We start from the raw sequence: 12,837 nt of genomic DNA on the forward strand, positions 1-12,837 counted from the left end.
AAAAATGCCCGATAAGCAAAATGTTATCGGGCATAGGGAGATTAATCTTTCCGTGGGTCGTTGATCGGCTGACGAACCAGGAAGATGTACGCCAGTGCCCCCGCTGCGGTGACGCAACCGCAGATGATTAGTGCCAGACGGAATGAGTGGGTGGTATCAACAATAAAACCAGTAATGATCGGCGCAAAAGAGGCGCAGATGAAGCTGGCAAAGTTCTGGATACTGCCCACCGACGCAGTCATGCGAGAAGCAACTGCGACGTGGATCAAGCCCCAGCAGGATGTTCCGGCAAAGTGAATACAGAACAGTGCCATACCAATCAGCAGAACCGCTGTCATGGATGTTGTCGCTTGCGGTACGACCAGCGTAAAGGCGGCAGAACAGAACATCCCGGCAATAATGCAGATCTTACGGCTTTTAATCGGAGCCATTCCCCCTTTGACCAGCCAGTCAGTAACGTAACCGTTGACCAGCATCCCGGCAGCCCCAAACAGGAAAGGGATAGCCGCCATCAACCCTGTGCTTTTTAAATCCAGGTTATAGGCTGTTTGCAGGTAACCAGGAAGCCAGGCCAGATACAGCCACGCAGTGTAGTTGATGCCACTGAATCCGAGCATCATTCCCCACATTGTGCGGTTACGGAACAAGCTGCGCCATTCGGCAAAACTGAGCGGATCTCGGCGGGCATTGACGCTACCTGCATTGAGATAAGCTTGTTCAACGGCAGTCAGTTCTACGTGCTCGCGGTTGCGATAGAGCATATACCAGCCGATGGCGAGAAAAATCCCCAGTACACCAATGGTAATAAACATCCCGCGCCAGCCCATCACCAGCATCATCGCCGCCAGAATCGGTGGGCTTACGGCAACGCCAATGGTAGAAGCTGCGTTGAAGAAGCCCATCGGGCGTCCGCGCTCTTTGATGTTGAACCAGTCGTTAATGACTTTTACACCGCATGGGTTCATCGGCGCTTCACCAATTCCCATACCGATACGCACCAACACGAACTGCGTAAAGCTGTGCACCATGCCAGACATTGCCTGGAACAGTGACCAGAAGAACATCCCAAGTCCCAACATCAGGCGCGGGCCTTTACGATCCAATAGTGGGCCGCAAGGAAGTTGCGCAATCCCGTAAGCGAGTGAAAACACGGAGAGCAAAGCGCCGATTTCGGTGGCACTTAATCCCAATTCTTCACGAATCGTTAAATTTGCTACCGACAGCGAACTGCGGTCGAGATAATTGATTACCGCCGCAAAAAATAATAACAACATGGCGGTGGTTTGAATGCGTTTAATTCGGGTACTGCGTTGAACTAATCCATCTGGTGGCACGGGAATATCTGCCGACGAAGATGGAGTAAATGAAGAACGCGGATCGAGGGTGATATTTTCTTTTTCCACGCCGGACTCCTGTATTTATAATTTTAATTGTTTACGTAATTGTGCATTACGCAAGGTTGACATTAACGGCAGGTTAAAGTTTTAGGACTTTACTACCGCTCACAAAAACATTTTTAGTCGACTGATTGTGAGCATAGGTAAGCGGGAATTTCCCGGTATTTATCTTTTGATAAAACCGTGCACCCGCTAATAGTTTGCTGTTTTTAATCCGTACTTAATGAGCATAACGCGTGTTCTCATTAATGGAGCGAATCATTGATTGTTTAGCTGAATTCAAATGGTTACGGAGCGCAAGGATGGCATCAAGGTCACTGCGGCAAATCAGAGCGCTGAGAATGGTCATATGCTCATCGACGGCAATGATATTGCGCTGTTTAAGATCGCTTTCGTCCCATTGATAGTGAAAATGAAAGATGACTGAGATGATCTCAAGCGATTGATCAAAAAAGATATTGTCGGCAGCCGAAAGCAGTAAGGAGTGAAAATCTCTGTCAAGTTGCGAGAACATGCGAAAGCTATTGCCGATGTTGTCACGCAGTAGCCGATGACGTTCGAGCATGGTTTTCGCCTGCAGCCAGCGGGGATCATGATCAGGCAGGTTGAGAAAGTGCTGAAGTGAATGTGTTTCGAGCATTTCGCGTAGCTCAAACAGCTGCTCGGCGTAGGATTGATCGAATTGCTTCATGCTCCACTGGCCGCGCTTTTCGCTTTGAATAAGATTATAACGGCCGAATTTTAAAAGATATTCTCTTACAACCACCGGGCTGACACCCGCGGCCCGTGCCAGTTGCAGTTCAGAAAACGATTCCCCTGGGCGTAACTGGCGCTGGTTTATCATCGTGAAAAAAGCCTGCTCAAACACTTTGTTTTGTTCACTCATTGAAGCGGTAGTACAGGCGAAACCGTCATCGTGGTCAGGTTTACGCGCAATAACATAGTCGTTTCCAACCTGCGTCAAGACGTTGCATTCGCGTAAATGGCTGAGAATATGACGCACTGTGGTGCGGCTGATGTTGTACATTTCCGCCAGCGCACTTTGCGATGGAAGTGGGGAAGGGATATGACCCCGCGCCATATCATCAATGACCTGGTTAATCACATTGTGGCGTAAATTTTGTGAACGACTCATATTTTCCTCCTTGTGAGTCCATTAAAACCCGATTTAAAACATTTTTATGCGTGTGTTTTCACAAAACAGATTTTCCGTTCCGCTGCCATTTTTCATTTTCATTGATATCTAAGGCAACAAAAAGTGGAGAGCCGAATCATGTCTACGATGAATGTTTTAATTTGCCAGCAGCCGAAAGAATTAGTCTGGAAACAACGCGAGATACCTATTCCGGGTGACAATGAAGTATTAATAAAAATTAAGTCTGTCGGGATTTGCGGTACCGATATTCATGCCTGGGGTGGAAATCAACCATTTTTTAGTTATCCACGTGTTTTAGGCCATGAAATATGTGGGGAGATTGTTGGGCTGGGTAAAAATATTGCTGATCTTAAAAATGGTCAGCAAGTTGTTGTGATCCCTTATGTTGCCTGTCAGCAATGCCCGGCGTGTAAAAGCGGGCGTACCAATTGCTGTGAAAAAATTTCAGTCATTGGCGTGCATCAGGATGGCGGTTTTAGTGAGTATTTGAGCGTGCCGGTGGCGAACATTTTGCCCGCAGACGGTATTGACCCGCAGGCGGCAGCATTGATTGAACCTTTCGCTATTAGCGCTCATGCGGTGCGTCGCGCAGCCATTGCTCCCGGCGAGCAGGTGCTGGTGGTCGGGGCGGGGCCAATCGGTCTGGGCGCGGCGGCAATCGCTAAAGCCGATGGCGCACAGGTGGTGGTGGCGGATACCAGTCCGGCGCGCCGTGAACATGTGGCAACGCGTCTGGAATTACCTGTACTGGACCCGTCAGCCGAAGATTTTGACGCGCAGCTACGGGCGCAGTTTGGTGGTTCGCTGGCGCAGAAAGTGATCGACGCGACAGGTAATCAACATGCGATGAATAACACCGTGAATCTGGTTCGTCACGGCGGCACGGTGGTATTTGTCGGCCTGTTTAAAGGTGAGTTGCAGTTCTCCGATCCGGAATTCCATAAAAAAGAAACGACGATGATGGGCAGCCGCAACGCCACGCCGGAAGATTTTGCTAAAGTCGGTCGACTGATGGCGGAAGGAAAAATCACTGCCGACATGATGTTAACCCATCGCTATCCGTTCGCCACGCTGGCAGAAACCTACGAGCGCGATGTGATTAACAATCGTGAGTTGATTAAGGGTGTAATTACTTTCTGATAAGGCGAGATTATTAAAGTTGCCATGCAGCGTCCGGGGAAGTGTTGGGCGCTGTTTTTTTTCTGTTTCTCAATGATGTTTTGTAGGCCGGAGAAGATGTGTAGGTCGCACCTTATGCGACCTACACATCAGTCAGAAATTACCCTTCACGTTCCACAACTTTAATTTCCACCATGCCGATCCCGAGCTTACGCGGCGAGTGTCCGAGGATATTCCCTTCGTTGGTTGAGACAGGTTCCGGCGGCACAATTACCAGTGTGTCGGCATCGGTTGGGTTATCGAAATGCAGTGTGGTGGTGGTTACTTCATTGCCCAGCACAAGAGTTTGTTCTTCATTGCCTACGCGTACCGGAATAGGACGGCTGGCGTTATTGCCGTATGCTTTGGCGGTAATCACCAGGTCAAATTTCTTCGGCAGCGGATGCTTGTACTCGATTTTTACTTCATCGCCCAGCTGCGCGTTGGACCAGCGGCCCCACGACTCTGGACGGGAAATCCCACTAAACTGTTTCACCTCTTCTGGCGCACCGGCGACGTTAAAGATGAAACTGTCGGCTTTGTAGCGAATATCGTTATCAACAATCTTCAGTGTATCAACATTGTTTTTGTAACGCGCCATGTCGATGACCGTATCTTTAAATGCCGTTTTACCCTGCCATGTTGTTTTATCAACATGCTGAATAATTTGCTGACCGCCAAGCTGCCCTTGCGAGACACACCAGTCGGTGGAGAGTGCCAGTTCCGGAGCCCAGAGTTGTGCCATCTTATAGCAACGGTCAACCCAGACGAAATTGTCGCGTGGAGCGAAATCGGCCAGCTGGAAACGCAGCGGTGCTGAGTATTCGCTTTCCGGCAGCGGTTCCACGCGTTTGTCTGAAACCCGCAACAGCAGCGGCAAACGGAAATGGCTACCCGAGAAGGCAATCATGTTTTTCTGCTGGTCGATGGTGAACTCTTTCATCTCTTTAGGGAATTTCCACAGGCGGATGATATCCGGCTTCCACGCCAATGTTTTCTCTTTGATATTGAGGAAGATTTCCGACATTGACTGCCCGGATAAACTGCTACGACCAAGTCCGAGATAGTTATCGCCACCGAGAATGTCCAGCACCGTCGCGCCGTTATCCATCGTGTTACGTTTCACTGCCAGCGTCTCTTGCTGCGGCTTGTCGCCACGAATGACAAAAAACAGGTTATTGCGATCCTGCTTATTGAGGTATTTCCACGCCGTGTTGTTCATCGCTAAATGGTCAGAAGAGACGACGATGACGGTATCTTTAAACCACGGTGACGCTTTGATTTTGTTGATAAACGCCGCGATATTCTCCTGGCTGCAACTTACCGCGCTGAATGACTGATTCGGCTTACCGTCAAAATCATATTTTTTGCGGTTACAGGTACGCGAGATAAAACCATCCGGGTGATGGGTATCGACTGTCAGGGTAAACAGTGAGAATCGCTGACCTGAGCGGGAAAGCTCTTCAAACTTTTTCCACGCTTCATCGAGAACGGTATCGTCGTAGAATCCCCAGTCGTTGCGATAGTGCGGGTCGGCCACCACGCTTTTCAGCTCTTCTGAGCCGTATAAGTGGTCGAAGCCATGCGACTTCAGGAACACATCTTTACCGGCAAAACGCAGATTCGCGCCCTGCACGAAATAGTTCTGATAACCCGAGTTTTTCAGGATATCGCCCAGACAGATGTTCTGCGGGAAGAAGCTGGAGACAGAGGCGGAGGCGTTGCCTTCAAAGGGGGCAAACAGCGGTATGCCGCACTGAGAAGCCACCATGCCCGCAATCGTGTAATCCGTTCCTGGCAGCTGCTGCGTGTGGCTGAAATCCAGGCCTTCATTTTTCAACGCGCCCAGTTCAGGCGTGAGATCCGGGAAAGCTTCGTTATCAAAATAGGTCCGCTCGAGACTTTCGCCGTAGATATAAACCAGGTTGAGTTTCGGGTCAGGGATAGTTTTCGACGGCTCTTTATAATAAGCCGCAAAGTCCGGGTCGCCATCGCGTGACTGGGATTTCACCAGTTCCGTTATCTGACGAAATGCCGGGCTGGCGTCCACCGAACCCAGCGCCAGTAAGAGCGCCAGCAGGCTGTAACCAAAATGGTGCGGATGATGGCGACGACGGCGCAGGATCCAGCCCAGCGCACCGAACACCGCTGTCAGCCCCAGCACAATGCCGATACCCGGCAGGATGTATTTGCTGACGCCAGCACCGGTCAGGCTATTGGTTAAGGTATAGAGAACCGCGTCGTTAATACCATCGCCAGTAAAATAGTCGCTGGCAAACAGGGTGATATTTAAAACGACAAATAGCCCCAGCACCGTTAATGTGGCTGCAAACCACCAGGTGTTACGTCCCGCTTTCCATGCGTAAATCAGCACAGAGGCGAGAAAAAGGGCGAAAGAGAGTAGTTCTGACAACGGGCGATCCTCACTAAACCGGGCCGTTTAGCCAACGTTTAAGCTTTTTGAGAAGCACAATGTAATGGCGTCGCCATATTGCTGCAATTCTAGTGTCAAAAAAATGCGATGTTGTTAGGAATTAGTTTATAAACAGACTTTTTTGATCGCGGTCGCTTCCCGTGTAACAGGGGGAAAACCGTCCAGGAGCAGGGAAAAGGGCAGGAGAGAGCCGCGTCAGCCGGGTAACAGCTAAAACGCGGCGTTTCGCGGTTCAGGAAATGAAGTTCAGCCCCTGCTTTAACACCAGATCGCAGGCTTTGGTTTTCACCTTTTCTGCCAGCGGAGTCGTTCCGATGTTATCCAGATTGAGTTGCTGACCATCTTTGGTTTTCAGCAAACCCTGAATGCCGTCCAGATAGTTGGTGTCTTCTTTTTGCTCTTCACTGTTCAGGCCCAGCTTTTCCAGCACCTGGTTCTTGATGTTTTCGGCATCGGTTACCGAAGCCAGCTTTTGCTTCGCGCAGTATTGCAGAATGCCTGCGGCATTGTTCATGTTATCTGCGCTTAAGGCCTGGTTTCCGCTGCTAAGCAAGTTAGTTAATGACGCGAGCGACCAACCGCCTTCCTGTGTCGTGCTGTTTTGGTTGCCAAGTTCGCTGGCGGCGCTGGAGAGCGCATCTTTCCAGGACGCAGCATGCACCCCGGTGGAAATTAATGCGCTGGCGGCAATGGCACAGCACAGAAGATGTTTAACAGTTTTCATCATCATTACTCAAGGTGGAATTGTGTCGCAGTATACCGCCAGAAACGGGGATTAATACTCTTTACCTGTTACACGGCTACGGTAGCTATCCCAGTTGAAGATCACCCACAAACTGTTACCCAGGCGCATACGGTCCATCACGCGTTCGCCCAGCAACTTGGTCATCTCTTCCATATTACTGTTGGTCAGCATCCCGGTTGGGCGTTTGGAAGAAGAGCGGCGATCGACGATCTGGTTGATGATCACTTTTTCGTATTTCGATTCGGTCTGCACGCCGATCTCATCGATCACCAGCAGATCAACGTTGCTCAGATCGTTAAGCAGTTGTTCTTCGCTGGTACCGCTATTCCTGAAGGTATCTTTCATCGCCGACATAATATCGGCCACGGTGATGATCAATACGGATTTACCGCGTAGCAGCAGCTCGTTGCAGATTGCCGCCGCCAGATGGTTTTTGCCGGTTCCTGGCTTACCAGAAAAGATGAAGCTGGCGATGTTGCCGTCAAACTCTTCGACATACTGGCGCGCTTTGCTTAACGCATTCATCTGCCCTTCACACTCAACGCGATAGTTCTCAAAGGAGCAGTTCTGATGCAGTGGACGAATACCGGAGCGGTTAAAGGTGCGCTGCATTTTCATCGCCCGATTTTCACGTTCGAGAGCGGCGGAGCGGATCGCCCCTTGTTCTTTCTGCCAGGCCAGTAGCTCTTCACCCGTTTTGAATGCAGGTTTGATATGGGCAGGCATCATTTTTTGCAGGCGTTGCATCAGGTCGCCAACGTTTTTCATCGTTACCCTCTGAATCCTGGTGGAATTTGGCTGTCAGGTTCGCTGACCGTATTCACATCTCGTTTCGGCAGTCCGCCGTTGCTGGCACGACCGATTTGCAGGCTGCGCGCCAGTTTTTGTTGCCACTGCACATGGTGAAAGACTTTACCTTCCGCCTGCCAGTAGGCAATGAATGAGGCCAGTTCTTCGGTGGTCACCGGCTCTCTTAGCGCCACGCCCCATAGCGCCGCCAGGCGGATAAAGTCGGCATCGGGTTGCCAGTCCGGATACATGGCGAATTTCCCCATGGGGACAGCAACGGGAGCGGCTTGCGGTTCCTGATAGAGTTGATCGTCCAGAGCGACATCGCTTCCCGGACGCGCCAGCTTTTCTTCCAGCGCCAGCAGTTCAGCCAGGCGTGCAGGCGTGACGGCATAAAACGCCGGGGCATTGTTAGCAAATACGGCAACCACACCGCCTTCAGCTTTTGCCAGAACGGTTTGGTGATCGTGTACCAGGGCGTCAATACCAACGACGTCCGGGGTCAAAACTCTGGAAGACATACTGTTTCTCAAATATGGAACGATGAACGAGAAGGGAGATAACTTTTATAGTAACACACGGAGGAGAGGAGGCTGTCTCTCATCCGTGTGCTTAAGCGAGGCAATTTTATACGCGAGGGCGCTTGCGGTACAACCATAATCCAGGAATGGAAAGACCGATGGATAACGCACCAACAATCGATGAAGCTGTAAGAAAGTTGGTTAACAGGGTAATCATCAACGGTTCGCTGTAACCTAACTGGCTGATTTTTACCGCCGAAATCATTGCGGTATAAGCCGATATGCCCGGGAACATAGGGATAACGGCCGCCACGGTAAACACTTTCGGATGCGCCAGATACCAGCGCGACCATTGAATACCAATGGTGCCGACCAGCATAGAAGCCATAAAAGTTGACCACTCAATATTCAGCCCGCTGGTCATTAAGATCATTCGTGAACCATGACCAATCGCGCCAAGCAGCGCACACCAGCGTAACGCCCGAACGGGAACGTTGAACACCATCGCAAAGCCGACCGCAGGAATGGCGGCGAGGATCATATCCTGCGCCAACGCTAACAGAAATTCGATCACACCCATCCGCGTAGCCCCCAAATCGTCAGTGCCATCACTACGCCGACGCAGGTAGCCAGTGTCAGCAGACTGGCGATCGCCCAGCGTGCCAGTCCGGTATTGATGTGGCCTTTAAACATATCGGCGACGGCATTAATCAACGGAAATCCCGGCACCAGCAGCAGAACGCTGGCGGCCATCGCGATAGTGGGTGTATTGCTGAAAGTGGGAAGTTGCAAAAGCAATCCGGAAATGGTGGTGGCGGCGAAAGCGGTGAGGCAAAAGTTGATCTGCGGATGAAGATGACGTTGTGCCAGCAGCTGGCGGATATACATCGCGGCCGTACTGGCAAAGAAGGTGATGACGGCACCATCCCAGCCACCTTTATTGAGTTTGCAGAAACAGGCGCAAGAAAGGCCAACCATTAAGGCTACCAGCCATCTTGGGTAACGTAATGGCTGAATTTGGCTAAATCGTTTCTCTACGCCTTTGTAATCCAGCAGATGGTGCTCCGCCAGAATCACAATGTGCTGGACTTCAGTCACCACATGCATATTAATGCCGCGATCGTGATTTTTACGTGTCGATGTCAGGCATTGCCCATCTTTAATGGTTGTCAGCACTATGGCGTTCGAAGAGATAGAACTTTCGACGCTGTCCATCCCCAACGCCCGACCCAGTCGTGAGGAAAGCTCATCAACCAACGCGCTTTCCGCACCATGTTGCAAAAGAAATAATCCACACTGGATACAAAGCCGTGTTACGGCTCGCTGTTGCTCAGTTTGCATAACTCGCCCTTTGTCATAGACGTGCTGCGTATTGTTCAGATAATGAGAATCCATTTGTATCATGAAGCACGGTTGTTTTGCGGTAGGTTAAGATCAAAATTGCGCTGATTAATCCTGGTTATCGGGACAAGCTCGGTGATAAAAAGCGAATTATCTCTCGTCGCAAATAAACTATCACATGAATATTATCACCATAATGAATTTATTGTTTGTCCTTTACGAACCAGAATAATAGATAACCGGGCACGTTTTTTAATGTTAACAAGTTAAAACCATCAGATTTCATTGAATAAATATTGGTTGTGTGATTTTTCATTCTGCGGGAAGGGATATCATTTAATTATAAATTAAATGAATGTGATTTCTGTTTTTCATTAAGTATTCCTAACAACTTAATGTAGATATTTTAAATGTCTCCAGGCTATTTCACCAGGTTATCATTTGATGCTAACCTTCTGACACATGCAGTGGAGTTGTTGTGCAGCAGGAGTATGCTGATATGAAAGTGAATGCTAAGGATAATTTATTCGCTTAATCTATTAATTTGCTGGAAACATTTAAGGAATGAATATCCTGAATAAACCATCATAATTTTTAGACAGTGGATGTGGAGGAAATATGTTGCCAGGATGCTGCAAAAATGGAATTGTTATCAGTAAAATACCTGTTATGCAAGCAGGGTTAAAAGAGGTCATGAGGACTCACTTCCCTGAATATGAAATAATATCCAGCGCCTCTGCGGAGGACCTTACCTTATTACAATTACGTCGTTCCGGATTAGTCATTGCTGATTTAGCCGGTGAAAGTGAAGATCCACGTTCTGTTTGTGAACATTATTATTCTTTAATCTCACAATATCGGGAAATTCACTGGGTTTTCATGGTGTCACGCTCCTGGTATTCCCAGGCAGTAGAACTGCTCATGTGCCCTACGGCGACGTTATTGTCTGATGTTGAACCCATTGAGAATCTGGTCAAGACCGTACGTTCCGGCAATACGCACGCAGAGCGTATCAGCGCCATGCTGACCTCCCCGGCAATGACTGAAACTCATGATTTTAGCTATCGCTCCGTCATTCTCACTCTTTCAGAGCGCAAGGTACTGCGGCTATTAGGTAAAGGATGGGGCATCAACCAGATAGCTTCATTGCTTAAGAAAAGTAATAAAACTATCAGCGCCCAAAAAAACAGTGCGATGCGTCGACTGGCAATTCACAGCAACGCTGAAATGTATGCATGGATAAATAGCGCGCAGGGTGCAAGAGAACTTAACTTGCCTTCTGTTTATGGAGATGCCGCAGAATGGAACACAGCCGAATTAAGAAGAGAAATGTCGCACTCATAGAAAAATGCGTCATGAGTAGTATCGGTATTGAGAGTTTATTCAGAAAGTTTGCGGGCAACCCTTATAAGCTCCATACCTATACCAGTCAGGAGTCATTTCAGGATGCCATGTCGCGGATCTCGTTTGCGGCGGTCATTTTTTCTTTTTCTGCCATGAGAAGTGAGCGCAGAGAGGGATTATCTTGCCTGACTGAACTGGCGATTAAGTTTCCGCGTACCCGGCGTTTAGTTATTGCGGATGATGATATTGAAGCTCGGCTGATTGGTTCATTGTCGCCGTCACCGCTGGACGGTGTATTAAGTAAAGCGTCAACGCTGGAGATTTTTCATCAGGAACTCTTTTTGTCATTAAATGGTGTACGTCAGGCGACCGACCGACTGAACAATCAGTGGTACATTAACCAAAGCCGGACGCTAAGCCCGACGGAGAGAGAAATATTGCGCTTTATGTCGCGTGGCTACTCAATGACACAAATTGCCGAGCAGCTTAAACGCAATATCAAAACGATCCGCGCGCATAAATTTAATGTGATGTCGAAACTGGGCGTCAGTTCTGATGCAGGATTGTTGGAGGCCGCAGATATTCTGTTATGTATGCGGCATTGCGAAGCAAGTAATGTGTTGCATCCCTATTAATCCGCATGATGCCGGGTTTACTTCCCCGGCAGTGCTTTCATTTCAGCGTACAATCGCCACATTGCTGCACATCCGGTAAGCGATAACGCTGGCAGCAAGTGCGGCGCACCAGCAGGCCGTCGCGCAGTACCACGGTACGCCAGAGTGGATTATCTTCACCGTTCGTGAGCGTTTTCTCAAAAAAGAGGGCATGGCGCAGCGATTCAACCGTCGCCTCGCCGAGCAGTTGCTTCATCTCAGTGAGATACCAGTTGATCAAATAACCGGTATTACTCCAGATAAGTTTGCCGTTGATCTCTCCGGTCGCTTCTAGTGCCTGCACAACCGGAACCAGCGCCTGGCTGATTAACGTTTCCATTCGCTGCTGCGGCGAATGTGGTGTTGCGTTTTTATCTTCACACACATCGACCCAGAAACAGGCGACGCGTCCGGTTTCGTGAAACTCAGCATGGAAATGTTCCGGCGACACATCTAATGCCTTTTCCTGCGTCAGTAGCGCCAGCATTAATGGTGGCACCATCAGGCCGATATACCATTGTGCCCATAGTGAGATCAGCGGTTTGTTCTCGCGGATCATCGTTGGTTGGTTGCGATAGATATGATCGGAATAGACCGCGAGTAGAGAACTTAGCGCATTCGGTGATGACCATTGCGCCAGCGTCATGGCGTTAAGCGGAGCGGGTTCATCCAGGCGGATAAACTCGAGCAAATGTTCACGATGTTTGGCGATCGTCGCACGTACGGCTTGTGCAAGCCCAGCATCCTGCGGCTGGAGATGCGTTCGCCAGATGATATCTTCATAGAGCGGTGCGGAACGATAGGCCATAATCGGGATAGTAATCTAAATGATAATGATTGCTAATCCTAGCGATAGGTTTACCCGATAGCAAGGGATTTCTCTGGCTTGCAAATGATAAAAATTATCATATGATATCGGTTATCATTATCAATGAAAGAGATGAAACCATGTTGCAACGTACGCTGGGCAGTGGCTGGGGAGTGTTGCTGCCGGGATTGCTGATTGCAGGGCTGATGTATGCGGATTTATCGCCGGATCAGTGGCGGATTGTCATTCTGATGGGATTGATATTGACGCCGGTGATGCTGTATCACAAACAGTTACGGCATTACATTTTGCTACCATCGTGCCTGGCGCTTAATGCTGGCATCATGCTGATGCTAATGAATTTGAATCAGGGATGAAAAATCAAGGAAGAAACAAGAAAGGAAGTAAAGATAATTGGTGCGAGGGGGGGGACTTGAACCCCCACGTCCGTAAGGACACTAACACCTGAAGCTAGCGCGTCTACCAATTCC

At 49.3% G+C, this 12,837-nt stretch carries 13 protein-coding genes; 4 read left to right on the forward strand and 9 right to left on the reverse strand.

Translation table 11 applies throughout. The features are described 5' to 3' along the window. Window positions 1-41: 41 nt before the first annotated feature. On the reverse strand, window positions 42-1,403 hold the full coding sequence (locus RTW80_RS09255; RefSeq protein ID WP_000410144.1) for an MFS transporter: 1,362 nt from the start codon (window positions 1,401-1,403) through the stop codon (window positions 42-44). Between the two features lie 214 nt (window positions 1,404-1,617). Continuing rightward, window positions 1,618-2,532 carry a GntR family transcriptional regulator gene (locus tag RTW80_RS09260; RefSeq protein WP_063119367.1) on the reverse strand — a complete coding sequence of 305 codons (915 nt, stop codon included), beginning with the start codon at window positions 2,530-2,532 and terminating at the stop codon, window positions 1,618-1,620. Between the two features lie 138 nt (window positions 2,533-2,670). On the opposite strand from RTW80_RS09260, the gene lgoD reads away from it, so the two are divergent. Beyond that, on the forward strand, window positions 2,671-3,693 hold the full coding sequence (gene lgoD, locus RTW80_RS09265; protein WP_063119368.1) for an L-galactonate oxidoreductase: 1,023 nt from the start codon (window positions 2,671-2,673) through the stop codon (window positions 3,691-3,693). Between the two features lie 139 nt (window positions 3,694-3,832). Here lgoD and opgB read toward each other — a convergent pair whose 3' ends face one another. The 6 genes from opgB to RTW80_RS09295 form a co-directional block, all read right to left on the reverse strand. Then, complete coding sequence (gene opgB / locus RTW80_RS09270; protein ID WP_063119369.1) at window positions 3,833-6,124, reverse strand: phosphatidylglycerol--membrane-oligosaccharide glycerophosphotransferase; 2,292 nt, start codon at window positions 6,122-6,124, stop codon at window positions 3,833-3,835. Window positions 6,125-6,377: 253 nt separating this feature from the next. Then, on the reverse strand, window positions 6,378-6,872 hold the full coding sequence (gene yjjA / locus RTW80_RS09275; protein ID WP_001308243.1) for a DUF2501 domain-containing protein YjjA: 495 nt from the start codon (window positions 6,870-6,872) through the stop codon (window positions 6,378-6,380). 48 nt (window positions 6,873-6,920) lie between these two features. Continuing rightward, complete coding sequence (dnaC, locus tag RTW80_RS09280) at window positions 6,921-7,658, reverse strand: DNA replication protein DnaC (RefSeq protein ID WP_000799911.1); 738 nt, start codon at window positions 7,656-7,658, stop codon at window positions 6,921-6,923. Between the two features lie 2 nt (window positions 7,659-7,660). Next, complete coding sequence (gene dnaT, locus RTW80_RS09285) at window positions 7,661-8,200, reverse strand: primosomal protein DnaT (RefSeq protein WP_000098818.1); 540 nt, start codon at window positions 8,198-8,200, stop codon at window positions 7,661-7,663. A 106-nt stretch (window positions 8,201-8,306) separates the two neighbouring features. Continuing rightward, window positions 8,307-8,780 carry a threonine/serine exporter gene (locus tag RTW80_RS09290; RefSeq protein WP_000538188.1) on the reverse strand — a complete coding sequence of 158 codons (474 nt, stop codon included), beginning with the start codon at window positions 8,778-8,780 and terminating at the stop codon, window positions 8,307-8,309. Next, a complete protein-coding gene (locus tag RTW80_RS09295) occupies window positions 8,771-9,541 on the reverse strand; it encodes a threonine/serine exporter ThrE family protein (RefSeq protein ID WP_001340933.1) in 771 nt (256 codons plus the stop codon). Before RTW80_RS09295 ends, RTW80_RS09290 begins: the two co-directional genes overlap by 10 nt. Before the next feature lie 618 nt (window positions 9,542-10,159). On the opposite strand from RTW80_RS09295, the gene RTW80_RS09300 reads away from it, so the two are divergent. Beyond that, the gene (locus RTW80_RS09300) at window positions 10,160-10,885 is read left to right on the forward strand and encodes a helix-turn-helix domain-containing protein (RefSeq protein WP_000936635.1); all 726 of its coding nucleotides are present in this window, start codon (window positions 10,160-10,162) and stop codon (window positions 10,883-10,885) included. Next, the gene (gene bglJ, locus RTW80_RS09305; protein WP_001300509.1) at window positions 10,843-11,520 is read left to right on the forward strand and encodes a DNA-binding transcriptional activator BglJ; all 678 of its coding nucleotides are present in this window, start codon (window positions 10,843-10,845) and stop codon (window positions 11,518-11,520) included. The genes RTW80_RS09300 and bglJ overlap by 43 nt, the downstream gene beginning before the upstream one ends. Window positions 11,521-11,557: 37 nt before the next feature. Here the strand turns inward: bglJ and fhuF are convergent, their stop codons facing one another. After that, window positions 11,558-12,346: a siderophore-iron reductase FhuF gene (gene fhuF, locus RTW80_RS09310; RefSeq protein WP_000331559.1), complete on the reverse strand. Its 789-nt coding sequence runs from the start codon at window positions 12,344-12,346 to the stop codon at window positions 11,558-11,560. Between the two features lie 140 nt (window positions 12,347-12,486). On the opposite strand from fhuF, the gene RTW80_RS09315 reads away from it, so the two are divergent. Further along, window positions 12,487-12,723 carry a DUF1435 domain-containing protein gene (locus tag RTW80_RS09315; protein ID WP_072133436.1) on the forward strand — a complete coding sequence of 79 codons (237 nt, stop codon included), beginning with the start codon at window positions 12,487-12,489 and terminating at the stop codon, window positions 12,721-12,723. Window positions 12,724-12,837: the final 114 nt, after the last annotated feature.

The organism is Escherichia sp. AM3 (genome assembly GCF_032029835.1).
GTDB classification, from domain to species: Bacteria; Pseudomonadota; Gammaproteobacteria; order Enterobacterales; family Enterobacteriaceae; genus Escherichia; species Escherichia coli.